The sequence below is a fragment of the Rathayibacter tanaceti genome, from assembly GCF_009834165.1.
Lineage (GTDB): Bacteria > Actinomycetota > Actinomycetes > Actinomycetales > Microbacteriaceae > Rathayibacter > Rathayibacter tanaceti.
On record NZ_CP047186.1, the window covers coordinates 3,030,709 to 3,054,065 of the forward strand.

A 23,357-nucleotide genomic window follows, 5' to 3' on the forward strand; every position below is an offset into this window, starting at 1 on the left:
GCGGCACCACTCCCCCGGAGCGACCGGGGTCGGCGCTCCCGCCGGCCCCGGTCGCTCCGCCCCCCGGCGCACCCGCTCGGCTGCGCCCCGCTCGAGAACGGAAACGACGCGACATGACAGGTTCGCCTCCGATCGTCGAGATGAAGAACATCTCGATCAGCTTCCCCGGCGTGAAAGCCCTCGACGGCGTCGACTTCCGCCTGTTCCCGGGCGAGGTCCACACCCTCATGGGTGAGAACGGCGCCGGCAAGTCCACGCTCATCAAGGCCCTCACCGGCGTCTACCGCATCGACAGCGGAGACATCGTGGTCGACGGGGAGACCCGTCGCCTCACCGGCACGGCCGACTCGCAGGCCGCGGGGATCTCCACCGTGTACCAGGAGGTCAACCTCGTCACGAACCTCTCCATCGGCGAGAACGTGATGCTCGGCTACGAGATCCGCGGACCCTTCGGCATCAACTGGAGGGCCACCCACCAGGCGGCGAAGGTCGCGCTCGAGAAGCTCGGCCTCGGCCACCTCAACACCCGCCAGTCGCTCGCGTCGCTCTCGATCGCGATGCAGCAGCTCGTCGCGATCAGCCGCTCGACGGTGAGCGACTCGAGGGTGCTCATCCTCGATGAGCCCACCTCGAGCCTGGACGCGAACGAGGTCGAGAACCTCTTCGTCGTCATCCGGCGCCTCCGCGAGGAGGGCGTCGCGATCCTCTTCGTCTCGCACTTCCTCGACCAGGTCTACGCGATCAGCGACCGTCTGACGGTGCTGCGCAACGGCACCTTCGTCGGCGAGTACCTGACCCACGACCTCGACCGCACCTCGCTGATCTCGAAGATGATCGGCAAGGACATCGCGGCGCTGCGCTCCCTCGACTCCGAGCGCGAGAGCCAGGACCACCTCTACCGCGACGCTCCGCTCTACACGGCGAAGGGCATCGGCAAGAAGGGCTCGATCGAGAGCACCGACCTGACGCTGCACCGCGGCGAGGTCGTCGGCTTCGCCGGGCTCCTCGGCTCCGGGCGCACCGAGCTCGCCCGCCTGATCTACGGCGTGGACAAGCCCGACACGGGCGAGATCACGATGCACGGCACGAAGATCGACGTGCCGACGCCCACCGCCGGCCTCGCGCACAAGATCGCGTTCTCGAGCGAGAACCGCCGCGACGAGGGCATCATCCGCGACCTCTCGGTCCGCGAGAACCTCATCCTCGGCGTGCAGGCCAAGCGCGGCTGGGCGCGCCCCCTCTCCAAGAAGGAGAAGGACGAGATCGTCGGCAAGTACCTCGTCGAGCTCAACGTGCGCCCGGCCGACCCCGACCGCCCGATCAGCAAGCTCTCCGGAGGCAACCAGCAGAAGGTCCTCCTCGGCCGCTGGCTCGCCACCGCCCCCGAGATCCTCATCCTCGACGAGCCGACCCGCGGCATCGACGTCGGAGCGAAGGCCGAGATCCAAGAGAAGGTCGTCGCCCTCGCCGGCGAGGGCGTCGCCGTGGTGTTCATCTCGTCCGAGCTCGACGAGGTGGTCCGCCTCAGTGATCGCATCATCGTGCTGAAGGACCACCGCGTGATCGCGGAGATCCTCAACGGTCCCGCTGTCACTGCGGAGTCGATCGTCACTACCATCGCCGCAGAGGGAGTCGTCGACGAGGACGTCGTCGTCCTCGAGAGCGCCACGCAGGAGGCCGCATCATGAGCAGCGACACCCGACCCGCCCGGGGATCCGTCCTCGGCGGGATCATCCGCCGCCAATACTTCTGGGGAGTCGTGGCGATCGCCCTGCTCCTCCTCGTCAACGTCGTGAAGGACCCGGGCTACCTCGCCGTCTCGGTCAGCCCGACCACCGGCTACCTCGTCGGCAACGTCATCGACATCGCCCGCGCCGCCGCTCCGATCCTGATGATCGCCGTGGGCATGTGCCTCGTCGTCGCGACCGGGGGCATCGACCTCTCGGTCGGCTCGATCATGGTGGTCGCCGGCGCGGTCTCGATGGAGTTCCTCAACTCCGCCGGTGCGCCGGACTCGCTGGGCGCCGCGGCGGGGGCCTTCGCGGTCGCCCTGCTGGTGGCCGCCGTGCTCGGAGCCGTGAACGGCGTCCTCGTCTCGGTGGTGGGCCTCCAGCCCTTCATCAGCACCCTGGTCGTGATGCTCGCCGGCCGCGGCCTGGCGAAGGTCATCACCGGCGGGCAGAACACCGCCGCCACCAACGAGCCGTTCCGCTGGCTCGCGAACGGGTACGTCTTCGGGCTCCCCGTCGTGTTCCTCCTCGCCATCGCGATCGTCGTCGTCGTCGGAGTCCTGGTGCGCCGCAGCGCGCTGGGCCTGATGATCGAGGCCATCGGCATGGACCCGAAGGCGGCCCGCCTCGCGGGCATCAACCGCCGCGGCCTCCTGATGACCGCGTACATCGGCAGCGGCATCCTCGCCGGTGTCGCGGGCGTCTTCGCCACCGCGAGCGTGATGACGGTCGACGTCTCGCGCACCGGCTACCAGCTCGAACTCGACGCGATCCTCGCGGTCGTCATCGGCGGCACCTCGCTCGCCGGCGGAAAGTTCACCATCACCGGAGCGGCCGTGGGCGCGATCCTGATCGCCACCCTCGACAAGACCGTCGTGTTCCTCGGAGTCTCGTCCTCCGCGACGCCCGCCTTCAAGGCGATCGTCATCGTCGCGCTCTGCCTGCTCCAGTCGGAGCGCGTCCGTTCCGCCTTCACGTCCCGTCGCGAGGCACGTCGCAGTGTCCCGCAGAAAGAGGCGATCCCCGCATGAGTGCCGTGATGACCCGCTCCGCCCCTCCGGCGAGCACGAAGCGCGCCTCCGGGGCGCGCGGCTGGCTGAGCCAGCACCTCGACAAGCTGCCCACGCTGGCGGCGCTGATCATCTTCTTCGGGATGATCGTCTACGGAGAGTCCGCCTACGGGCGGATCCTGCAGGCCAGCACCCTCTCGAACCTGCTGGTCAACAACGCCCACCTGATCATCCTCGCCGTCGGACTCACCTTCGTGATCCTCACCGGCGGCATCGACCTCTCGGTCGGCGCGGTGATCGCGTTCAGCAGCGTGAGCGGGGTGCTCCTGATCAACGCCGGCTGGAACCCGTGGCTCGTGATGGTCGTGATGGTCCTGATCGGTGCGCTCTTCGGCGTGATCTCGGGCGTGCTGATCCAGTACTTCGCCGTCCAGCCGTTCATCGCGACGCTGGCGATGATGTTCCTCGCCCGCGGTCTCGCCTCGATGCTGAGCACCGTGCCGGAGCGGCTCCCCGAGGACTCGGCCGTGCTGAGCCTCGCCGCCCCGATCAAGCTGATCGACGGTCCGAAGGTGAACGACTTCGTGATCAGCCCGGGCGTGATCATCGCGATCCTCGTGGTGGCCGGCGCGTTCTTCGTGCTGCACCGCACGCGCCTCGGCCGCACGGTCTACGCGATGGGCGGCTCCGAGCAGTCGGCGGCCCTGATGGGACTGCCGGTCGTGCGGACCAAGCTGTTCATCTACACCGTCAGCGGAACCCTCGCCGGTCTCGCCGGAGTGGTCTACACGGCCCGCCTCGGCAGCGCGCAGAACATCACCGGCACCGGTTGGGAGCTCGACGCGATCGCGGCGACGGTCATCGGCGGCACGCTACTTACGGGCGGCGTCGGCTTCGTCCTCGGCTCTGTGGTCGGCGCCCTGGTCCTCGGCCTGATGAACGTCCTCATTACCCGCGACGGCGGCATCCCGCCGGAGGCGACCACGATCATCACCGGAGGCATCCTCCTGGTCTTCGTGCTCCTGCAGCGCGCCGTCATGGCCCGCAGCAAGACCTGACCGGGCCCACCGCCCCGACCGGTGCCCCCTCGTCCCCACGGACGAGGGGGCACCGGTCGTTGTTGCTGAGGTTGTGCTCAGAGGGCACCGGCTCCCCTACGGTGGGCAGCATCGAGAGATGCTCGAAGGAGCCGGTCCCGCCCGGGAGCCAGGCGCCGCCTCCCCGATCGGAGCGACTGCCATGAGCTCGGAGTGGTTCTTCTCTCCCGACGCCGAGTTCCACCGGCCGGGGACCCGGGGTGGTCGCCTCGCCCGGCGGGTCGTCGGACTCGGCCTGCTGCTGCTTCTGCTGGTCGCGATCGTGGGCGCGGCCGTCATGATCGGGGACGACCCGACGGCCGGCACGGTGCCTCCGGTCGGCGCCGACCGGAGCACGGTCACCGACATCCTCGGCGCGCTGGACGCGTCCGACCCCGATGCCCTCCGTCGAGTCGTCCCGGCGACCTCGACCGAGCTCCGCGAGCAGGTGGTGCGCAGCTGCGGAGACATCGCGCCGGACGGGCGGTCCATCGACGTCCACGACGACCTGGTGCCGACACGGGTGGGCGCCGAGGTCCGCGGGCACTCGCGACGAGACGGCTCGCGCGCGGTGTGCACGCTCGGTCTGCGCTGGCTGGCGGATCAGGGCTGGGAGGTGTCGGCCCGCTCGGGAGGCTTCGCGGACCGCTGAGGGCTGCGCGGCCGCCTCAGCGCCGACGCCTCCGAGCCGACGCCGTCGCGCCGCCGTCAGTCGCGGTCACCGCCACGCCGAGGCCGGAGATTCAGCGCTGCCCATCCGACCAGGAGCACCACGGCGGTGGCGACCGCGGTGATCAGCACGGTCCCCGGGTCGGTCGCTCCGGCGGCCGACGTTCGGCGCACAGCCGATCGACCTCGACTGGCTCGTCGTGATGATCGACGGAGCGACGGGATCCATCGTCGGCACCTCTGGCGACACCGGCCCGCTGCCCGAGGTCTTCACCCGCTGAACCGAGGATCCGGCCGAGCGAGCGAACAGCCGTCGTCGATGCCGCCGTGCGGAAAGACCGCCGGCGAGGCCCTTCACGGCGACCTCACCATCGTGTTACCGTGAACATCGCTGGCTCGGACGTCGGCCTCCCCTCCCTCTGCAATGGTGCCGACCTAGGAGCAAGCGCGATGAAGCCCTTCCTGCGACCACTCGTCCTCGCGACGACCGTCGCGCTCACGGTCCCCCTCCTCACCGCCCAGCCCGCGAGCGCGACCGCGAGCCCCACCATCGGCCAGACGAGCACCGCCGCCGCCGCGGTGAACACTGCCCCGCAGGAGGCGCTCGACGCCCTCTCGATCGTCCACGCCGACGACATCCGCGGCAACGTCACGCTGCCCGCCACGGCGGGCGCCTACGACGTCGCCTGGTCCTCCTCGAACGCGGCCGTGCTCAGCACCACCGGTGTCGTGACACGCCAAGCCGCCTCGACCGCCGTCACGCTGACCGCGACGATCGCCGGCACCACAGCGACCCGGCAGCTGCCCGTCACCGTCACCGCCGCTCCCGCCGGACTCGACACGGCGTACGACGCGGGCTACCTCTGGACCCACTTCGCCTCGACCGACTACGAGAAGATCTACCTCGGCTCGAGCACCGACGGCCTGCACTGGTCGAAGCTCAACGGCGACAAGGCGGTGCTCGCCAACCTCGCCGGCACGCTCGGCGTCCGCGACCCGCACCTCGTGCGCTCCGCCACCGGCGACGAGTACTGGATCCTCGGCACCGACCTGCACGCCGAGGGAACCGCGGGCGGAGGCTCGTGGGACCAGGTGAACGCCAGCCAGAAGCTCGTCGTCTGGCGCTCCACCGACCTCGTGACCTGGAGCGACCAGAGCCTCGTCTTCGCCGGCTCCCCGAACGCGGGCAACGTTTGGGCCCCCGAGGCGACGTGGGACGAGACGACCGGCCAGTACTACGTCTACTGGTCCGGTCGCGACAAGACGCAGGTCGGCACCGACGACTGGGCGCTGCGCGTCTACGTCAGCACGACGCGCGACTTCGTGCACTTCTCGACTCCGACCGTCTGGCTCGACGAGAACTCGTCGACCAACGACGCCGACGGCCCGAACATCATCGACACCACCCTCGCGAAGGAGGGGGACACCTACTACCGCTTCTCCACCTCGGACTGGCGCACCGTCGTCGACACGGCCTCGGGCCTCGCCGGCCCGTGGACGCGCGTCATCGCCCGCGGCGAGGACACCGCCCACGGCCTGTCGGACCACATCGAAGGACTGACCGTCTACCAGCTGCCCGACGGCCGCTGGGTCGTGATGGGCGACTCCGGCGGCTACCGCGCCTCCGTGACCGACTCGCTCGCGAGCCTGCGCTTCACGGCGCTGCCCACCGGCGCCACGGGTGCGAACACGTACTCCTTCTCGAAGCCCTTCCGGCACGGCTCCGTGCTGCGGCTCTCGAGCGCGGAGGAGACGCGGCTGCTCGCGGCGTACGGCACCTCGACGGGACCGACACCCACACCGGCGAACACGAAGGGCGAGATCCTCCGCTACTCCTTCGACGGAGGATCGGGGACGACCGTGCAGGACGTCTCGGGCAATGGGCAGAACGGCACGATCGTCTCTGGCGGCACCTGGCAGAACGGCTCGGTGAAGCTCGACGGCACCGACGACTACATCGCGCTCCCGAACGACCTCCTCGCCGGGGTCACCGACGTCAGCGTCCAGGCCGACGTCTGGATCGACTCCGCGCAGAGCGGCGCGTACTTCATCTACGGCCTCGGCAACACGACCTCGGGTGCGGGGGACGGCTACCTCTTCACCTCGGGGAACAACTACCGCACGAGCCTCGCGACCGGCAACTGGACCACCGAGCAGACCGTCACGTCGGGCTCGGCCCTGCCCCGAGGGAGGTGGGCGCAGCTCACCTACACGCTCTCGGGCACGACGGCCACGATCTACCTCGACGGCGTCACTGTCGGCTCGGGCACCGTCACGACCGACCCGAAGGACATCGGAGGCGGCACCACCACCGCCAACGCCATCGGCCGCTCGAACTACACCGCCGACAACCGCTTCCGCGGCCAGATCCGAGAGTTCGCGATCTACAACCGGGCGCTCAGTGCGTCGGAGGTACTCGCCGCCTCCGGCAACACGACGGCTCTGGTCGACGTGACGCTCAGCGGAGACGTGCTGAAGACCGCTCCGATCGTCGACCCGGCCTCCCGCACCGTCACCTTCCCGGTGAAGCCGGGCACCGACCTGACGAGGCTCGCCCCAGCCTTCGTCACCGCCGGCGGAGTCACGGCGAGTCCCGCCTCCGGCACTGTCCGCGACCTCTCCAGCCCGAAGACCGTCGTGCTCACGCCCGCCGGCGGAGGCACAGCGACCACCTGGACCCTGAAGGCCGTCACCATGGGGTCGCCGATCATCCCGGGCCTGTACGCCGACCCGAACATCGCGGTCTTCGGAGACACCTACTACGTCTACGCGACGACCGACGGCACCCCCGGCTGGGGCGGCAAGGACTTCTTCGTCTGGTCGTCGAAGAACCTGGTCGACTGGACCCGCTCGGCGACGCCGATCCTCACCCTCGACGGCGCGAATGGGAACGTGCCGTGGGCGACCGGCAACGCGTGGGCGCCGACGATCATCGAGAAGGGCGGGAAGTACTACTTCTACTTCTCGGGCCACAACGCGTCGCTGAACCGCAAGACGATCGGAGTCGCGGTCGCGGACAACCCGCTCGGCCCGTTCACCGCGCAGCCCACCGCGATGATCACCAACGGCGAATCCGTGAACTCCGGCCAGGCCATCGACCCGGCCGCGTTCACCGACCCGAAGACGGGGAAGAGCTACCTCTTCTGGGGAAACGGCACCCCGGTCTACGCCGAGCTGTCCGACGACATGCTCTCGATCAGGGCAGGCACCACCGAGAGGATCAGCGGTCTGACCGGTTTCCGCGAGGGGACCTTCGTCAACTATCGGAACGGGATGTACCACCTCACCTACTCCATCGACGACACCGGCTCCGAGAACTACCGGGTCGGCTACGCGACGTCCACCAGCATCGGCGGACCATGGACCTCCCGCGGGGTGATCCTCGAGAAGAACCCTTCGCTCGGGATCCTCGCCACCGGCCACAGCTCGATCGTGAACGTCCCCGGCACCGACGACTGGTACATCGCCTACCACCGCTTCGCGATCCCCGGCGGCGACGGCACCCATCGCGAGACGACGATCGACAGAGTCGGCTTCGATCCGGCGACCGGCCTGATGCAGAAGGTGACGCCCACCCTCGAGAGCGTCGCGCCGCAGGTCGTCCCGACTGCGCCGATCGCGGTCACCGCCACCGCGGGCACGCGCTGCATCGCGGGGAAGATCGTCGTCACTGCCGTCGCGACGAACACCAACGCGTTCGCCGCGAGGATCGTGGTCCGCTCCCCCTGGGGCTCGAAGAGCGTCGCCGACGTCGCCCCCGGCGCCACCGTCTCGGCGGCGTTCAGCACCCGGACGACCAGCGTGACCGGCGACGCAGTGACCACGACGGCGACCGCCTTCGTCGGCGGCGCGCCGGCCACCGCCTCCACGACAGCCCCCTACTCAGCAGCCCACTGCGGCTGACTGCGCTCCACCCGACACCCACTGAGATCGAGCCGGCGACGACGCCGGCCGGAGAACGGAGAACACCCGATATGAACACCCGATCCCTTCTGATCCGCGGCGCCGCAGGCCTGGCCGGAGGCGTCCTCCTGCTCGGAGTCGCCGGAACGGCCGTCGCCGCCGAGGACCCCACCTCCTACGGCAGCGATGACGTCGACGTGAACGTCGACATCGCCGAGCTCCCCGGGACCGGCGCCCTCTCGATGACCGTCGCCGGCACCTCCACCGTGCTCACCGAGTCCGGGTCGGACAACGTGCGGCGCCAGTTCACGGGCAAGCTCCCCACCGTGACCGTCACCGACACGCGCGACGCCGCCGACATTCCCGACGACGCCGGCTGGTACGTCCTGGGAACAGCCAGCCCGTTCACCTCGCCCGACAGCACCAGTGTCATCGGCCCGGAGAACCTCGGCTGGACCCCCGCCCTGGTCGAGGGCGGCGAGTCCGGACTCGTCGCCGCGGGCGATCAGGTCGACACCGCCATCGACGGCGGAGTCAACGGAGTCGGCCTGCAGGGCGAGGAGCTCCTCGCCCTCGCCATCGACTCGCAGGACATCAACGCTGAAGGCACCTGGAGCGCCGACGCCGACCTGTTCCTGCGCACGCCGGTGAACGTGGACGCGGGCGCCTACAGCTCCACCGTCACCCTGTCGCTCTTCGAATGACCCGCGGCCGGGCACCGGGGGCCCTCCCCGCGCCCGGCTTCCACGGCCGTCGCGGCCGGGCTCGCCGGCCCGGCCGCGTCCTGCTTCCCCGTGCCACCATGAGGTTCTGATGACTGCTCCGCGCCGCTCCGCCACTCCCCGCCGCCCCGTCCTGCCCGCGCTGCTGGCGCTGGTCGTCGCCCTGCTCGCGATCGGCGTCGCCCCGCAGTCCGCGGCCGAGGAGGGGGCCATCACCTGGGCGGTCAGCCCGTCGACCGACGGCGTACCCGACAAGCGCTCGTGGGTCGAGCTCGACCTCGCACCGGGGACCGGGGCCTCGGACGAGGCCGTCGTGCGCAACCTCAGCGACCAGCCCGTGACCTTCAGGATCAGCGCGGCCGACGGCTACTTCACCGACAAGGGCCGCTTCACCATGCTGAACTCCGACCAGGAGTCGGTCGACGCGGGCACCTGGATCTCGGCTCCCGAGACGGTCACCGTCGACCCGGGCGGCAGCGGGGTCGTGCCGTTCACGGTCACGGTGCCCGACACTGCGACTCCCGGCGACCACGCGGCCGGGATCGCCGCGTCCGTCGTCTCGCAGGGGGCAGAGACCGGCGGCTCGAGCATCGGAGTCGAGAGCCGCATCGGCTTCCGGGTGATGACGCGGGTGACCGGCGAGGTCGCTCCAGCCCTCTCGGTCGAGAACGTCGCCGGCGACTACCGGCTCTCGTGGAACCCGTTCCAGCCCGGCTCCCTCTCGCTCGTGACCGACGTGGTCAACACCGGCAACGTGCGCCTGCTGCTCGACGGCACGGCGAGCGCGCAGGGCACCTCCGCTCCGCTCGTCGCTGCCGAGGGCGTGCAGCAGGAGCTGCTGCCGGGCGACCGTCGCAGCGTCTCGGTGCAGCTCGACGGCGTCTGGCCGCTGTTCGGAGTCGGCGCCGACCTGACCGTCGCGCCGACCGTCGTCGCGCCCGACCAGGCCGAGGCCACTGTGTCGCCGGTGACGGAATCGGTCACTGTGACGGCCGTGCCGCTCCCGCAGCTGCTCGCGCTCCTGGGGGTCGGTCTGGTCCTCGCCGCCCTGCTCGCCGGACGCGCCCGCTCCCGACGCCGCATCGCCACTCTGGTGCAGCAGGCCAAGGAGGAGGGCCTGCGCGAGGGCGCCCGCTCCGGCGCCTGAGCCCCCGCGGTGCGACGGTGCCGTGCACCCCGGCCGATCCCTCGCCGGAGACCGCATGCCCGCCTTGAGGGGCCACGGTGCACACGGCGGAGGCCTCGACGGGTTCCCTACCCGGTACGAGTCGAGAGCAGCACGGCGATCACGACGGGAGAGGCACGACGAGACCGCACGCGCTGGCCGGAGCGTGGTCGCGCCGCATCGACGATGCCGGCTCGTGTCCATCGCCGCTGACGCACACCACGATCCTCCAGGCGCGCCACCACTCCTGACCGCCGTCCTCGCCGTACCGCTCCAGCCCTCATGGGCGGGAACGGGGCGGGCTACTGGTAGGTGACGAGGTCGGGGAGGGGGCGGACCTCGTCCATGGTCTCGGCAGGGGTCAGCATCGGCCGGTCCTCGTCGTAGAAGTTCTTCCACCCCCAGGCGAGGCCCTCGGGGGCGCCCTGGTGCAGTGCCTCCCAGGTGGCCTGTTTGTCGGGCTGCGAGCCCTGGCCGTCGACATGGATCAGGAACTCCAGCTCCGGGCGGTCGAGGCGGATCCGATCGCGGTCCTGGAGCATCGAGAGCCGGAACTGGTGCAGCACGAACATCTTGGGCGGCAGGCCCTCGCTCCGCACGAGGTCGGCGAGCCACTCCGAGACGCTGTCGACCTCGGCCGCTGAGACGCGGCCGATCTGCTCGAGCGGCTTCTGCCCCGGCATCAGGCGCCACTCCGGGTCGAGGGCGAGCCCCACGTTGGGCAGGCGCAGCAGATCCGCGTACCGCTTCGCCTGGGTGAGGAAGTCGGTGAGCCCCGACTGCAGGTCGAGCACCACGTACATCCCGGCCTCCTGCGCGGCGTCGATGTAGGGGCGGAGGTCGGCGGCGTCGAGCTCGTTCGAGTAGTCGCCGTCGGAGCCGGGGTCGCCGGCCGCGACCGTCGTGATGATCTCGAGGCTCGGCACCACCCTCTTGTCGGTGAGGGCGCGGTACGGTTCGGCTACCGTCTCCGCCCGCGCGATCGTGGGCTCGAGGCTCTGCTCGCCGAGCACACCGAGCACCGGCGCCCCCGGCGTTCCGTAGATCGCGACGAAGAGATGGCCGCCGAAGAGCCGCTGGCCGCCGCCGGGCAACTGCCAGCCGCTCGCGGCGGCGCGCACGGCCCACTCGGGCTCGGGCTGGGCGGCGAGGGCCGGCCCGAGCAGCACCGTGCAGGAGGCGTCCGCGTCGGCGATCGCGGTGACGGCGCCCGGCGAGGCGAGCAGGTCGTCGCCGTCGACCACGGTGACGGGGACCCCGGCGGCCCGCGCCGTCGCGAGGGCGGCGACGTCATCGTCGGCGGCGCGGGCGAGGCCGTGCAGGCCGCTGAGCGGATCGGCACGCGGAGGAAGCGCTCCGAAGGGGGTCTCGGAGGGGACGACCGGAGCGTAGGCGGCGAGATCGGCGAGCGCCAGGTCGGCGACGCCGACGCCGGTCGCGGTGCTGAGGGAGGCGGTGTCGGGCGCCGAGACGACGACGTCGACGCCCTCGGGTGCGGTGACATCGCCGATGGCGACGACACGGGTGACGCCGAGGCGGGCGAACTCCGCCGCGAGAGCGGAGGCGGTCGGCGCCGCCGAGGGCGTCGCGCTGCCGGGATCCGGGCTGCCGGGAGTCGGGCTGCCGGTCGTTCCCGTCGCCGCGCTGTCGTCCGCCGAGCCGACCAGCAGCGGGACGCCCCACGCGATGCTCACCTGCGCGGCGCGGAGCCTCGAGAGGGCCACGTCCTCGACCAGCACGACGAGCGGAGCCGACGTGAACAGCGCGGCGCTCGCAGCGAGGGCGTCGGCGGCGAGCGCCACCGGTCCGTCCGGAGCCGCGGTACGGGTGCGGGGCGCCTCCTGCCGCAAGCCGTCGGGCCCGGACGCATCGGGTGTGCAGGCACTGAGCAGCGGGATCACCGCGAGCCCGCCGACGACGACGCTGCGGCGGGAGAGCCCCCGCCTCTGCGGGACGGGGCGGGACGACGAGGGCATGGCGGACCTCTCCTCTCGGAGCCCCGGAGGGCTCGCTCGTGCGTGGCTGCTCCCTTCGACTATCCCAGGCCTGGGGCCTCGCGCGCGCAGACCCGCCCCGCGGGGACGGACCCGGCGAGCAGCCTCCGCGGTGCGGGGCGGAGCACCGATCGCGCACGCAGAGAGGGGGAGCCGCGCCGCAGCGCCGCTCCCCCTCCCACCGCTCCGGCTCAGACCGTGCGGGGAGCCTTCGCGAGGTTCGCCTCGAGCTCGTCGCGGTTCTGGCGCACGACATAGGCCGGGCGGTCCCGCTCGACCCGCCACGACTCGCTCAGCGGCGTGATCGCGACGGTGTCGAAGCCGAGCCGGTCGTAGAGGTCGGTGACGAAGTGGATCGCCTCCGGGTAGTCGCTCGACGTCGCGAGCGCACGCCGATCGGGGGTGCCCGCCGGTGCCCCTCCGGTGCTGATGTCGGCGGCCATGATGTGGTTGAAGGCCTTGACGACCTTCGACTCGGGGAGGTGCTGCTGCAGCATCTCGCTCGTCGTGGTCTCGCCCCTGTCGAGGGCCTCGATGCGGCCGTCGCGCTCGAAGTAGTAGTTGTTCGTGTCGAGAACGATCTTGCCCTTCAGAGGCTCGACCGGCACCTCGGCGAGATTCTTCAGCGGCACGGTCACCACTGCGATCTCGGCCGCCTCCGCCGCCTCCTGGGCCGTGGCGGCGCGGGCCTTCGGGCCGAGCTCCGCGATCAGGTCGGCGAGGGTCTCGGGTCCGCGCGAGTTCGCGATGACCACCTCGTCCCCGAGGGCGATGACCGCCCGCGCGACCTGGCTGCCGATGTTGCCTGCTCCGATGATTCCGTACGTCGTCATACTGGGCCCAACACTCTCCGCCAGGCCACATTCCGCAGCTCGGCGGACTCCCACCCATCATCCAGGTCTCAGTCCCGCTGCAGTAGTTTCGGTCTTCGGGCGCGAACGCCCCCGACGAAGGAGAGCCTGATGCCGCAGTTCGACCTCCCGCTCGAGCTCCTCGAGCAGTACGCCCCCGATCTGCCGGAGCCCACCGGCTTCGCCGAGTTCTGGCGCGAGACCGTCGCCGAGGCGCGCGCCGTCGCCACCGAGCCCCGCTTCGACCCGGTCGACGCCGGCTACCGACTGCTCGACACCTACGACGTCACCTTCTCGGGCTTCGGCGGCCACCCGATCCGCGGCTGGCTGGTCCTCCCCCGCGGCATCGAGGGCCCCCTCCCCGGCCTTATGACCTTCATCGGCTACGGCGGAGGCCGCGGGCAGCTCGCAGAGTGGACAGCGATGTCGGCGGCCGGCTACGCGCACCTCGTGATGGACACCCGCGGGCAGGGGTCGGGGCACCGCTCAGGAGTCACGCCCGACCCGGTCGGCAGCGGTCCGCACGCCGCCGGTTTCCTGACGCAGGGCATCGAGTCCCCGGCCGAGCACTTCTACCGCCGCGTCTTCACCGACGCGGTCCGCGCTCTCGACGTGCTGCGCGCGCACCCCGCCGTCGACCCCTCCCGCGTGGCCGTCTCAGGCCGCAGCCAGGGCGGCGGGATCGCGCTCGCCGTCACCGGGATCCTGGGCCTGCTCGGCGAGTCGGAGTCGGCGCGCGCCGCCATCGTGGATGTGCCGTTCCTCAGCCACATCCCGCACGCCGTGCGGCTCGTCGACTCGATGCCGTACGGCGAGATCGTGGAGTACCTGCACACCCATCGCGGCGCCGAAGCCCGCGTGTTCGACACGCTCTCCTACTTCGACGGCACCTCCTTCGCCCCGCACGCGCAGACCCCGGCGATGTTCTCCGTGGCGCTCCGCGACGACATCTGCCCGCCGTCCACCGTCTACGCGTCCTACAACCGCTACGCCGGCCCCCGCGAGATCCGCGTCTACCCCTTCAACGGGCACGAGGGCGGCGAGGAGTTCCAGATCGGCGAGCACGTGCACTTCTTGGCGCGCGAGCTCGCCTAGGGGACGCCGCCGGTCGGCGGGTGGGCACGCTCGGTCGGGGCGGAGGGATCATTCCGAGGGCGTCGGCCCGGCCTGCGGGGGAGTCTCGCGGGGGTCCGGCTTCACCCTCACCCCTTCGTCGCCGGGGAGCACCTCGCCCGCAGCGCGCTGAGCATTGTCCTCCAGGAGCAGATCGTGGTAGTCGCCCTCCGCGCAGGGCGCGACGGCCACGATCTGATACGAGTCGTCGGCCGCGCTCGTATCGAAAGCAGCCCGCAACACCGGACCACCCTCGGCGTAGACACTCGGCCACGGGGTCGAATCCGCGATCCTCACACTCATCCCCAACGACTCCCAATACGCCGCGACCTTGCGCGCGTCACCCGCAAAGTCCGTTCCCCTCGGAGCCCACTGCTCGTAGCTGTAACTCGCCCCCTTCTTCCCTCCGTTACGAGTACAGCCATCCGGCCCTGCGACTCCGTTGCGCGGCCACCAGCCCTCCAGATCCAGCTGCTTCGTCGTCTCGATCACCAACCGGACGACCTCATCCCGTCCCTCTCGAGCACTCATCTCCGCCACCGAATCCCCTCCTTTCTCCGCACACGCGGACATCGTCCCCGTCATCACCAGCATCAGCGCACACAGACCGGCGCGGCACCTACGGCAGAATTCCCGTCTCACCGGCGGCCACCTCCTCGATGACCATCTAGAAATCCGAGGGCTGAAGCTCGGCCGGCGGGGGCATCTCGTCGGGGTCCGGCTTCACCCTCACTCCTTCGTCGCCGGGGAGGACCTCGCCCGCAGCGCGCTGAGCATTGTCCTCCAGGAGCAGGTCGTAGTAGTCGCCCTCAGCACAGGGCGCGACGGCCACGATCTGGTAGGAATCGTCAGCCGCGCTCGTATCGAAAGCAGCCCGCAGCACAGGACCACCCTCGGCGTAGACACTCGGCCACGGGGTCGAATCCGCGATCCTCACGCTCATCCCCAACGACTCCCAATACGCCGCGACCTTGCGCGCGTCACCCGCGAAGTCCGTTCCCCTCGGAGCCCACCGCTCATAGCTGTAACTCGCCCCCTCCTGCCCATCAGCCCGAGAACAGACATCCGGCGCCGCCTCTCCGTTCCGCGGCCACCACCCCTCCAGATCCAACTGCTTCGTCGTCTCGATCACCAGCCGAACGACCTCGTCCCGTCCCTCTCGAGCACTCATCTCCGTCACCGAAGCCGCTCCTTCCTCCGAACACGCGGACATCATCACCATCACCACCAGCATCAGCGCACACAGACCGGCGCGGCACCTACGGCAGAATTCCCGTCTCACCGGCGATCATCCCCTTCATGAACTTCTGGAAATCGGTCGGGCCAAGCGGCGCGTCCTCTGTCAGAGCATCGACTTCGCCCCGAAAAGCACGACCGACGTTCGCGAGCGACTCCGTGCCCTGATCCAGATAGCCGGCCAGGGGGCCGTCATCGCTCTTCGTAGCATCGTGGTTCGTGACGATCCGCCCCTCGTCTCCGCCGGTCTCCACACCGAACACGTGCGCGCCGAAGCCCGGATCGGCGGGATTCACGTGGTGGTCACGGCTGAACCGGCGCCCGATCCACGCCGCCTCATCCCCGCTCTCCGTCTCGAACGGCAGCTTGTCACGCGCCTGCCCGGCATACATGTCCTCGACGTGCAGATCGCTGACCGCATCGACGCTGTCGGGCAACCCGGCCGACCCGAGAGAGACGAACGTCCCCAGCTCGACGTCGGACCGGGCAGCGGTGATGGCCACGACGGTCGTTCCGTAAGAGTGCCCGACCGCACCGGGCTTCGGAATCGAATCCCCCCGAACGGCGGAGAGACCGTGCAGGGAGGCGGCGAGAGCCGCCGCCCCCGCGACAGCGTCATCGATGTCGAGGACCGACGCGTCGACGTTCTCGACGGCCGGCGGAGGCGTCTCGTAGCCGATCCACGCGATGACGGCACTCCCGTCGGGCAGCACCGATCGCACATTCTGCGAGGCCTTCACCCACGAGTCCGCGGTCTCCGTCGTCTGGCCCATCCCGGGGACGGCGTAGGTCACACTCGTCGCGGTGTCGAGGTCGCCGATGGACACGGCAGCCAGAGGCGGATGATCCTCGGTCAGGGAGACGAGGAAGCGCGGATCCTGGCCGGCCCGAGTGTCGAGCGAGTTCCGAATGTTCTCCAGCGCCTGAAAGTCCGTCTCGATGGTCCGGAGCCTCGCAGGATCGCCGTCGGCGGATTCTTGCGCGAGCTCCTCCGACAGGGCCGTGATCCGTTCGGTCAGCGCTTTCTTGTTCGCCTGCGCCCTCGCCCCGTACGGCACCCCCTCGAGATTTCCGACCACCCCGGGCAGCGCCCCGATCAACGCCTCCTGACGCGCAGAGAACCCGGCTCCGCCGTCGGCGGGCGCGAGCTGCGTCCACCATGTGTGCGCGTCGGTCGGCGGGATCCGCTTGAGCTGTGCGCCCAGTTCCGGCGTGATCACGAGCAGGACGGCGAGCTGGTCGGCGGGCACCGTCGACAGCAGATCGAGCGCGCTCCGGTCCGTCCTCGACGTCCCCGCCGTCACCGCCATCTCGAGGGTCGCGCTCGACAGCCGGCCCCCGCCCGCCGCCTCGAACGCGCGGGAGACCTGATCGACCCAGTCCACGAGCGACCGGCTGAGTTCCTGCAGCTGCTGGAACCCGGCGAAGACCGTGGTGGACTCCAGCGGCACCCACGAGCACAGGTCGCTGAACGCGGCGAAGGCCTTCGACACACTGTCCAGCTCCACCCGCAGCGCCTCATCCGCCTGACGCGCGTCCGACACGAACACGTCCAGACGCTCCGGGTCGGCAGATGTGCCGCCCGGGGCGACACCCACCCCCGCCGTCGTGCGTTCCGGCTCCTGCGGCCAGTAGGAGGCCGCGATCGTCGGAGGAAGAATCCGGTCCTCGGACGGAGGCCTCCGGAAGATGTCCGAGAGATCCGAACCGGCGACGCCCATCGGATCCAGACGCCGCTCCTCCTGACGCGCCTCCCACGCCGCCACCTGCGCCAACCGCTCCCGCTCCGCTCCGGCTGCGGCGATCGCCACCAGCACCACCTCCGACAGGGTGAAGAGCACCGAGTCCAGACGCGATCGATTGGACACCTGAGTGAGGTGGGCGAGCCAGAACACCTGCGCAGAGGGCCCCTCGAAATCCTGCATCGCCTGCTCTGCGGCAGCCCCGCGCACCACCGACTGCCCCCGCAGCACGTCCGCCGCCGTCATCAGCGTCTGTGCGAACCGCCGAGCGGTCTCGTCGTCGAAGCGGATCGTCTCCATGCTCACCATCCCTGAGTAATCCTCTGGAACAGTACTCGTCGGGTAGCACCGCGCGTTCGGTCGGCGCGAGATCACGCGCCGTGCAGGACAACTCCGATCACCGGAGACGAAGCGCCGGGGCGGAGTCCTCCAGGCGCGCGGACACGTCCTCGATCGTCGAGGAGGAGACCGCCTCGGTCCGGATGAGCAGTCCCCCGGAGGGCTGCGAGCCGACTGCCCTGCCCGGCATCCGGCGCGCTCTTTCGGGTGAGGGCCGCACCCCGAATCAGCGTGCGCACTGATTCGGGGTGCGGGGCGTCCCGACGGGCGTCGCTTTGTGACGCCGCGAGTCGACGGGGGCGCCAGTTCCCGGATCCGCTCGGCACTATCGACTGCATGACTCGCCAGATCCGCTTCAACGCCTTCGACATGAACTGCGTCGCCCACCAGTCCTCGGGCATGTGGCGCCACCCGCAGGACCAGTCGTGGCGGTACAAGGACCTCTCGTACTGGACCGACCTCGCGAAGCTGCTGGAGCGCGGCACGTTCGACGGCATCTTCATCGCCGACGTGCTCGGCACCTACGACGTCTACGGAGGCTCCAACGAGGCCGCGATCCGACACGGCGCACAGGTCCCGGTCAACGACCCGATCCTCCTCGTGTCGGCGATGGCCGCGGCGACCGAGCACCTCGGCTTCGGCATCACCGCCGGCACCGCCTACGAGCACCCGTACCCCTTCGCGCGACGGATGTCGACGCTCGACCATCTGACCAAGGGCCGCGTGGGCTGGAACGTCGTCACCGGATACCTCCCCAGCGCCGCCCGCAACATGGGCCACGAGGACCAGCTCGAGCACGACGACCGCTACGACGTGGCCGACGAGTACCTCGAGGTGCTCTACAAGCTGTGGGAGGGATCGTGGGAGGACGACGCCGTGATCCGCGACCGCGACTCCGGAGTCTTCACCGACCCGGCGAAGGTGCACGAGATCGGTCACCGCGGCCCGAACTTCACCGTCCCCGGCATCCACCTCTCGGAGCCGTCGGTGCAGCGCACCCCCGTCATCTACCAGGCGGGCGCGTCACCGCGCGGCATCCGCTTCGCGGCGGGCAACGCGGAGGCGATCTTCGTCGCCTCCTCGACGAAGGCCGGACTGAAGGCGACCGTCTCGCGCATCCGCGACGCCCTGGAGGCGGCGGGCCGAGACCGCTACTCCGCGAAGATCTACACCCTGCTGACCATCATCACCGCAGAGACGAGCGAGGCGGCGCACGCGAAGCACCGCGACTACCTCTCCTACGGCAGCGAGGAGGGGGCGCTCGTCTTCATGTCGGGCTGGATGGGCATCGACCTGTCGCAGTACGACCTCGACGAGCCGATCGGCAACGTGAAGAGCAACGCGATCCAGTCGGCCGTCGCCAACTTCCAGGAGGCGAACGAGGACGGCAGCGAGTGGAAGGTCCGCGACATCGCCAAGCTCAGCGTGATCGGCGGGCTCGGACCGTTCGTCGTCGGCTCGCCCACGGAGGTGGCCGACTACCTGCAGGAGTGGGTCGAGGACACCGACGTCGACGGGTTCAACCTCGCCTACGCGATCACGCCCGGCACCTTCGAGGACGTGGTGGAGTTCATCGTGCCGGAGCTGCGGCGCCGCGGCGCGTACCCCGAGGAGTACGTCGAGGGGAGCCTCCGCCACAAGCTGCACGGGCGCGGCGACCGGCTGCCGGAGGAGCACCTGGGCGCCGGTTTCCGCTACCGGGCGCGCGCGGAGGCCTGACGTCGGAGTCCGCGTGCGTCGTGCCGTCAACAACGAAGGACGAACGTCCGGCACTCACCGTGGATCCGCGGATCCGAGCCCGTCTTGGGACATCCATCCTTCGTTGTTGACAGGACGGACCCGACCGGCGACCGGAGCCGGCCGGCGACGCAGGCTCGGACGCAGAAGTACCCCGCCGCGGTGAGCGACGGGGTACTTCTGCGTGAGACCGGAGGGGCTCAGCCCTCGAAGGTGGCGTCGAGGGTGATCTCGACTCCGGTGAGGGCCTTGCTGACGGGGCAGGTGGCCTTGGCCTCGTCGGCGGCCTTGAGGAAGGCGGCCTCGTCGATGCCGCTGACCTCGCCGCTGACGATCAGCGCGATGCCGGTCAGCGTGAATCCGCCGGCCGAGTCGGGGCCGAGCGAGACATCGGCGCGGACGTCGAGCGCCTCGACGGTGCCGCCGGCCTGGCCGAGGACGGCCGAGAACTGCATGGCGTAGCAGGCGGAGTGCGCGGCGGCGAGGAGCTCCTCCGGGCTGGTGGAGCCGTTGGCATCGTCGGCGGCGCGCTTGGGGAACGAGACGTCGTAGGTGCCGAGCTTCGAGCTCGAGAGCTCGACCTGGCCCTCGCCGGTCTCGAGGGAGCCGTTCCAGGCGGTGCGGGCGGTACGAGTGGGCATGAGTCCTCCTTGGCGGGCGGGGAGAACCGTAGAACGATCGTTCTCCCCCGATGGTCCGAGCCTACGGGGAACGCCCGTTCTCGTGCAACCGGCGCGCTCAGTGCACGAGCTTGAGGCCGACGACGCACCCGACGATCCCGAGCACCAGCAGCGTCCGCACGAGCGAGAAGCCCTCGCCTCCGAAGAACATGCCGTAGAGCACCGTCAGCGAGGCGCCGATCCCCACCCAGACGGCGTAGGCGGTGCCGGTCGGCAGCTCGCGCATCGCAAAGGCGAGGCCGGCCATGCTCGCGACGACGCCGACTCCGAAGACGACCGACGGGCCGAGCCGGGTGAGCCCCTCCGACCTGCCGAGAGCGGTGGCCCACACGGCCTCGAGGACACCGGAGAGAATGAGGACGGTCCAGGACATGACAGCTCCTTCGAGTCAGTCTTGTCGCGTTCCGGGTACTGCTCCCTCGTCCGGTCGCAGTCGTCGGCTAGCTCCAGTCTGCCGGATCGCCCTGGGCGGGCGCCCAGCGAGGTCAGGAGATCGCGGCGCGGAGGGCTGCGGCGGCGGCTCCGACGTCGGGAGCGCTGTAGATGGCGCTGCCGGCGACGGCGACCTGGGCGCCCGAGCGCTGGACCGCCTCGATCGTGTCGGTGCTGACGCCTCCGGCGACCGAGAACGGGACGCCGGAGGACGTTCCGTCCGTGAGGAGCGAGTCGAGGGTGTAGCCGTCCTCGGCCTGCTCGTCGAGGCCTGCGTGCATCTCGACGAACACGGCGCCGAGCGCGACGACCTGCTTCGCCCGCTCGGCCTTGTCCGGAACTCCGATGAGGTCGACGACGACGCCCTTGCCGTGCTTCTTCGCGGCGGTGACGGCTCCCGCGATGGTGCTGTCGCCGGCGACGCCGAGGACGGTGACGAGATCGGCTCCGGCCGAGAAGGCCAGGTCGGCCTCGAGCTCGCCGGCGTCCATGGTCTTGAGATCGGCGAAGACGATCTTGTCGGGGTGCGCCTGCTTGATCGCGGTGATGGCCGAGACTCCGGCGCTCTTAACGAGCGGAGTGCCGAGCTCGAGGATGTCGACGTGCGGCGCGGCTGCGGCGGCGAGCTCGAGGGCGGCCTCGGTGCTGAGAGTGTCCATGGCGAACTGGAGCTTCATGGGTGCTTCTTCCTGATCGGTGGGGCGGGAGCGCGGGTGCGGTCCCGAAAGGGGTGGGCGCGTCACTCGAGGTTCGCGTGGCGCGGCCAGAGCTCGTCGGCGTCGGCCCCGCTGCGCTTCCACAGGGCGTGGAAGAGAGCGTCTCCGGTGACGACGACGACCTGCTCGAACAGGCCGCCGGAGTACTGCGCGGACGCACGGCCGGAGCGGTCGAGCTTGTCGGCGGCGGGCACGACGACGACCGCCGAGGCGAGCTCGGCGAGCGGCGAGGAGGCGTCGGTCGTCAGCGCGGCGACTCGGGCTCCGGCGTCGACCGCGCTCTGTGCGGCGCGGACGATGCCGGCGGTGGCGCCGGATCCGCTGGCGGTGAGCAGGACGTCTCCGGCGGCGATCGCGGGCGTGGTCGCGTCGCCGACGACGTGGACGCGCAGGCCCAGGTGCATCAGGCGCATCGCGGTCATCCGCAGGGCGAGGCCGGAGCGGCCGGCCCCGTGCACGAAGACGCGCTCGGCGCCGGCGAGGAGCGAGGCGACCCGCTCAAGCGGTTCGACGTCGCGGGCGAGCGCCTCGGCGGCGGCCGAGACCTCGGCCGTGATCGCCGTGAGGGCCGCGGCGGGGTCGGCGGTCGGATCGGAGGTGTCGCTCATGCCTCCAGCGTGCGCCGAGCGGCGCCACGGGGCCGCCCCCTGATGGGCCAGGAGGACCTACCCGGTCGGGTGGGTCGGACCACTACGGGTAGGCGTGCCGGGTAGGTTCGAAGGCATGGACTCCCCCGCCTCCCGCTCGGTGCTGCTCGAGCACGCCCGCCTCGTGGCCGACCAGGCCGACCGGCACGCCGTGACGCTCGAGTCGATGCTGGCCGCGCTGCGGTCGCCACGGCTCGACGATCGGGCCGCGCGCGCCGAGGCGACCGAGATCGCGACGAACGCGCTGGTCGACCTGCGCACCACGACCGACGAGCAGCGCAGCGCGATGCTGGAACCGGTGATCGGCGCCTTTGCGCGCCTCCGCGGCGACCTGCGCCCACTGGTGCGGTTCGCCGACCTCGACGTGCAGTTCGTGGAGCCGCCCGCGAACGGGCGAGCACTCCCGGGCGAGGTCGCGCACGCGGCGCGCGCGATCGTGCGGCGCGCGGTGCTCGCGTTCGTCGAGGCGGAGGAGACGCGGCGGGTGCGGATCCAGTGGGACTGCGACGGCGTGAACCTGCTGATTGAGATCCGCGACGACGGCCGGGGCGAACTGACCGCCCACGATGAGGCGCTCAGCCCGATCGCGGAGCGGGTGCGGGGGCTCGACGGCGACCTCGAGATCGCCTCGACGGCGGGCTGGGGATCGACGCTGTCGATCCGCCTGCCGCTCGATCCGCCGGCGCAGCCGGACGGGCTCGAGCTCGCGGCGCTGAGCGGGCGGGAGCGCGAGGTGCTGCACCTGATCACGCTCGGCGCCTCCAACCACGGGATCGCCTCGGAGTTGGGGATCAGCGAGAACACGGCGAAGTTCCACGTGTCGAACCTGCTCCGGAAGGCGGGCGCGCGCACCCGGGCCGAGCTGGCGGCGCTCGCGCGCTGAGCCCGGCCTCCGGCGGGGCGGCGCGGGCGGCGTCAGAGCACGCGGCGACCGTCGGCGAGGTGCACCACGTCGACGGCGGGCCCGCGCAGGGTCGGATCGTGGGTCGCCTCCACGACTGTCGCACCGCGGGCGACCTCGGCGGCGACGGCCGCCCGGATCAGGGCGTGCGCGGCGGAGTCGACGCCCGCGGAGGGCTCGTCGAGCAGTAGCAGATCGGCACGGCGGGCGAGTCCCTGGGCGACGAGTGCGCGCTGGCGCTGGCCGCCGGAGAGGCCTGCGAGGGGGCGGCGGGCGAGGTCGGCGATCGCGAGCGACTCCAGGCACTCGTCGACGATCGCGCGGTCGGAGGCGCGCAGCAGGCGCCCCGTCCCCCAGCGGCCCATCGTCACCGTCTCGCGCACATTCAGGGGCAGCCGATCGGGCACCGTGCTGCTCTGGGCGACGAAGCCGATCGTTGTTCCAGGAGCCCTCTCGACACGCCCGGCGGTCACCGGATGCGCGCCGGCGAGGACGGAGAGGAGCGTCGACTTACCGGATCCGTTCGCGCCGATCAGGAGGGTCAGGCGGCCGGGGGACGGGTCCAGATCGACGCCGGTGAGCGCGGGGATCCCGGCGTGGGCGGCCGAGACGCCGTGCACACCGACGTGCCGGAGTGGAGGGGGCGTCACGGTCGTCATGCTGTAACTATAACGATAATCGTTCTCATGTAGGG

Annotated in this window: 20 protein-coding genes and 1 riboswitch; of the genes, 10 read left to right on the forward strand and 10 right to left on the reverse strand. The window is 70.8% G+C overall.

From position 1 onward, the window contains the following. Window positions 1-113: 113 nt before the first annotated feature. The 7 genes from GSU10_RS14325 to GSU10_RS14355 all read left to right on the forward strand — a co-directional run bounded on the left by GSU10_RS14325 (window position 114) and on the right by GSU10_RS14355 (window position 10,257). A complete protein-coding gene (locus GSU10_RS14325) occupies window positions 114-1,688 on the forward strand; it encodes a sugar ABC transporter ATP-binding protein (RefSeq protein ID WP_132505303.1) in 1,575 nt (524 codons plus the stop codon). Further along, window positions 1,685-2,761, forward strand: a complete 1,077-nt coding sequence (locus tag GSU10_RS14330; RefSeq protein WP_068211990.1) for an ABC transporter permease — start codon at window positions 1,685-1,687, stop codon at window positions 2,759-2,761. The genes GSU10_RS14325 and GSU10_RS14330 overlap by 4 nt, the downstream gene beginning before the upstream one ends. After that, complete coding sequence (locus GSU10_RS14335) at window positions 2,758-3,798, forward strand: ABC transporter permease subunit (RefSeq protein ID WP_068211988.1); 1,041 nt, start codon at window positions 2,758-2,760, stop codon at window positions 3,796-3,798. Before GSU10_RS14330 ends, GSU10_RS14335 begins: the two co-directional genes overlap by 4 nt. A 181-nt stretch (window positions 3,799-3,979) precedes the next feature. Beyond that, window positions 3,980-4,468 (forward strand): hypothetical protein, encoded by a 489-nt coding sequence (locus GSU10_RS14340; protein WP_132505300.1) that lies wholly within the window; start codon window positions 3,980-3,982, stop codon window positions 4,466-4,468. 467 nt (window positions 4,469-4,935) lie between these two features. Next, window positions 4,936-8,388, forward strand: a complete 3,453-nt coding sequence (locus tag GSU10_RS14345; protein ID WP_068211984.1) for a family 43 glycosylhydrolase — start codon at window positions 4,936-4,938, stop codon at window positions 8,386-8,388. Window positions 8,389-8,459: 71 nt separating this feature from the next. Next, the gene (locus GSU10_RS14350; RefSeq protein ID WP_068211982.1) at window positions 8,460-9,092 is read left to right on the forward strand and encodes a hypothetical protein; all 633 of its coding nucleotides are present in this window, start codon (window positions 8,460-8,462) and stop codon (window positions 9,090-9,092) included. 109 nt (window positions 9,093-9,201) lie between these two features. After that, window positions 9,202-10,257 (forward strand): WxL protein peptidoglycan domain-containing protein, encoded by a 1,056-nt coding sequence (locus tag GSU10_RS14355; RefSeq protein WP_082845203.1) that lies wholly within the window; start codon window positions 9,202-9,204, stop codon window positions 10,255-10,257. A gap of 320 nt (window positions 10,258-10,577) precedes the next feature. On the opposite strand, the gene GSU10_RS14360 is transcribed toward GSU10_RS14355, so the two are convergent. Then, window positions 10,578-12,251, reverse strand: coding sequence for a hypothetical protein (locus GSU10_RS14360; protein ID WP_199220877.1), 1,674 nt, complete (start codon window positions 12,249-12,251; stop codon window positions 10,578-10,580). Between the two features lie 209 nt (window positions 12,252-12,460). Further along, a complete protein-coding gene (locus tag GSU10_RS14365) occupies window positions 12,461-13,102 on the reverse strand; it encodes an NADPH-dependent F420 reductase (RefSeq protein ID WP_068212336.1) in 642 nt (213 codons plus the stop codon). A gap of 129 nt (window positions 13,103-13,231) precedes the next feature. Here GSU10_RS14365 and GSU10_RS14370 point away from each other — a divergent pair, with 129 nt between their 5' ends. Further along, window positions 13,232-14,215: an acetylxylan esterase gene (locus GSU10_RS14370; RefSeq protein WP_068212338.1), complete on the forward strand. Its 984-nt coding sequence runs from the start codon at window positions 13,232-13,234 to the stop codon at window positions 14,213-14,215. Window positions 14,216-14,263: 48 nt separating this feature from the next. Here the strand turns inward: GSU10_RS14370 and GSU10_RS14375 are convergent, their stop codons facing one another. The 3 genes from GSU10_RS14375 to GSU10_RS14385 all read right to left on the reverse strand — a co-directional run bounded on the left by GSU10_RS14375 (window position 14,264) and on the right by GSU10_RS14385 (window position 17,511). Then, entirely contained in the window at window positions 14,264-14,773 is a 510-nt protein-coding gene (locus tag GSU10_RS14375; RefSeq protein ID WP_068212340.1) for a hypothetical protein, read from the reverse strand. A 127-nt stretch (window positions 14,774-14,900) separates the two neighbouring features. After that, a complete protein-coding gene (locus tag GSU10_RS14380) occupies window positions 14,901-15,467 on the reverse strand; it encodes a hypothetical protein (RefSeq protein WP_159316555.1) in 567 nt (188 codons plus the stop codon). Window positions 15,468-15,492: 25 nt separating this feature from the next. Beyond that, entirely contained in the window at window positions 15,493-17,511 is a 2,019-nt protein-coding gene (locus GSU10_RS14385; protein ID WP_159316556.1) for an alpha/beta hydrolase, read from the reverse strand. Between the two features lie 375 nt (window positions 17,512-17,886). Between GSU10_RS14385 and GSU10_RS14390 the strand changes: the two genes are divergently transcribed. After that, window positions 17,887-19,269 carry an LLM class flavin-dependent oxidoreductase gene (locus GSU10_RS14390; protein ID WP_068212346.1) on the forward strand — a complete coding sequence of 461 codons (1,383 nt, stop codon included), beginning with the start codon at window positions 17,887-17,889 and terminating at the stop codon, window positions 19,267-19,269. A gap of 218 nt (window positions 19,270-19,487) precedes the next feature. On the opposite strand, the gene GSU10_RS14395 is transcribed toward GSU10_RS14390, so the two are convergent. The 4 genes from GSU10_RS14395 to hxlB all read right to left on the reverse strand — a co-directional run bounded on the left by GSU10_RS14395 (window position 19,488) and on the right by hxlB (window position 21,723). Further along, window positions 19,488-19,928 (reverse strand): OsmC family peroxiredoxin, encoded by a 441-nt coding sequence (locus GSU10_RS14395; RefSeq protein ID WP_068212347.1) that lies wholly within the window; start codon window positions 19,926-19,928, stop codon window positions 19,488-19,490. Window positions 19,929-20,025: 97 nt separating this feature from the next. Then, the gene (locus tag GSU10_RS14400) at window positions 20,026-20,340 is read right to left on the reverse strand and encodes a DMT family transporter (protein ID WP_068212348.1); all 315 of its coding nucleotides are present in this window, start codon (window positions 20,338-20,340) and stop codon (window positions 20,026-20,028) included. 9 nt (window positions 20,341-20,349) lie between these two features. Continuing rightward, window positions 20,350-20,413: riboswitch (guanidine-III (ykkC-III) riboswitch) on the reverse strand. A 39-nt stretch (window positions 20,414-20,452) separates the two neighbouring features. Further along, window positions 20,453-21,076, reverse strand: a complete 624-nt coding sequence (gene hxlA / locus GSU10_RS14405; protein WP_068212349.1) for a 3-hexulose-6-phosphate synthase — start codon at window positions 21,074-21,076, stop codon at window positions 20,453-20,455. A 62-nt stretch (window positions 21,077-21,138) separates the two neighbouring features. Then, window positions 21,139-21,723 carry a 6-phospho-3-hexuloisomerase gene (gene hxlB, locus GSU10_RS14410; RefSeq protein WP_132505297.1) on the reverse strand — a complete coding sequence of 195 codons (585 nt, stop codon included), beginning with the start codon at window positions 21,721-21,723 and terminating at the stop codon, window positions 21,139-21,141. 115 nt (window positions 21,724-21,838) lie between these two features. Between hxlB and GSU10_RS14415 the strand changes: the two genes are divergently transcribed. Further along, window positions 21,839-22,645 carry a LuxR C-terminal-related transcriptional regulator gene (locus tag GSU10_RS14415; protein WP_132505294.1) on the forward strand — a complete coding sequence of 269 codons (807 nt, stop codon included), beginning with the start codon at window positions 21,839-21,841 and terminating at the stop codon, window positions 22,643-22,645. Window positions 22,646-22,677: 32 nt separating this feature from the next. Here GSU10_RS14415 and GSU10_RS14420 read toward each other — a convergent pair whose 3' ends face one another. Next, the gene (locus GSU10_RS14420; protein ID WP_132505290.1) at window positions 22,678-23,322 is read right to left on the reverse strand and encodes an ATP-binding cassette domain-containing protein; all 645 of its coding nucleotides are present in this window, start codon (window positions 23,320-23,322) and stop codon (window positions 22,678-22,680) included. Between the last annotated feature and the right edge of the window lie 35 nt (window positions 23,323-23,357).

Excerpts from the sequence above, each read along its gene's own strand:
- GSU10_RS14390 (WP_068212346.1), top strand. The coding sequence starts at position 17,887 with ATGACTCGCCAGATCCGCTTCAACGCCTTCGACATGAACTGCGTCGCC.
- GSU10_RS14330 (WP_068211990.1), top strand. The coding sequence starts at position 1,685 with ATGAGCAGCGACACCCGACCCGCCCGGGGATCCGTCCTCGGCGGGATC.
- GSU10_RS14325 (WP_132505303.1), top strand. The coding sequence starts at position 114 with ATGACAGGTTCGCCTCCGATCGTCGAGATGAAGAACATCTCGATCAGC.
- GSU10_RS14370 (WP_068212338.1), top strand. The coding sequence starts at position 13,232 with ATGCCGCAGTTCGACCTCCCGCTCGAGCTCCTCGAGCAGTACGCCCCC.
- GSU10_RS14355 (WP_082845203.1), top strand. The coding sequence starts at position 9,202 with ATGACTGCTCCGCGCCGCTCCGCCACTCCCCGCCGCCCCGTCCTGCCC.
- GSU10_RS14345 (WP_068211984.1), top strand. The coding sequence starts at position 4,936 with ATGAAGCCCTTCCTGCGACCACTCGTCCTCGCGACGACCGTCGCGCTC.
- GSU10_RS14350 (WP_068211982.1), top strand. The coding sequence starts at position 8,460 with ATGAACACCCGATCCCTTCTGATCCGCGGCGCCGCAGGCCTGGCCGGA.
- GSU10_RS14380 (WP_159316555.1), bottom strand. The coding sequence starts at position 15,467 with ATGCTGGTGGTGATGGTGATGATGTCCGCGTGTTCGGAGGAAGGAGCG.
- hxlB (WP_132505297.1), bottom strand. The coding sequence starts at position 21,723 with ATGAGCGACACCTCCGATCCGACCGCCGACCCCGCCGCGGCCCTCACG.
- GSU10_RS14360 (WP_199220877.1), bottom strand. The coding sequence starts at position 12,251 with ATGCCCTCGTCGTCCCGCCCCGTCCCGCAGAGGCGGGGGCTCTCCCGC.
- GSU10_RS14385 (WP_159316556.1), bottom strand. The coding sequence starts at position 17,511 with ATGGAGACGATCCGCTTCGACGACGAGACCGCTCGGCGGTTCGCACAG.
- GSU10_RS14420 (WP_132505290.1), bottom strand. The coding sequence starts at position 23,322 with ATGACGACCGTGACGCCCCCTCCACTCCGGCACGTCGGTGTGCACGGC.
- GSU10_RS14395 (WP_068212347.1), bottom strand. The coding sequence starts at position 19,928 with ATGCCCACTCGTACCGCCCGCACCGCCTGGAACGGCTCCCTCGAGACC.
- GSU10_RS14365 (WP_068212336.1), bottom strand. The coding sequence starts at position 13,102 with ATGACGACGTACGGAATCATCGGAGCAGGCAACATCGGCAGCCAGGTC.
- GSU10_RS14400 (WP_068212348.1), bottom strand. The coding sequence starts at position 20,340 with ATGTCCTGGACCGTCCTCATTCTCTCCGGTGTCCTCGAGGCCGTGTGG.
- GSU10_RS14340 (WP_132505300.1), top strand. The coding sequence starts at position 3,980 with ATGAGCTCGGAGTGGTTCTTCTCTCCCGACGCCGAGTTCCACCGGCCG.
- hxlA (WP_068212349.1), bottom strand. The coding sequence starts at position 21,076 with ATGAAGCTCCAGTTCGCCATGGACACTCTCAGCACCGAGGCCGCCCTC.
- GSU10_RS14335 (WP_068211988.1), top strand. The coding sequence starts at position 2,758 with ATGAGTGCCGTGATGACCCGCTCCGCCCCTCCGGCGAGCACGAAGCGC.
- GSU10_RS14415 (WP_132505294.1), top strand. The coding sequence starts at position 21,839 with ATGGACTCCCCCGCCTCCCGCTCGGTGCTGCTCGAGCACGCCCGCCTC.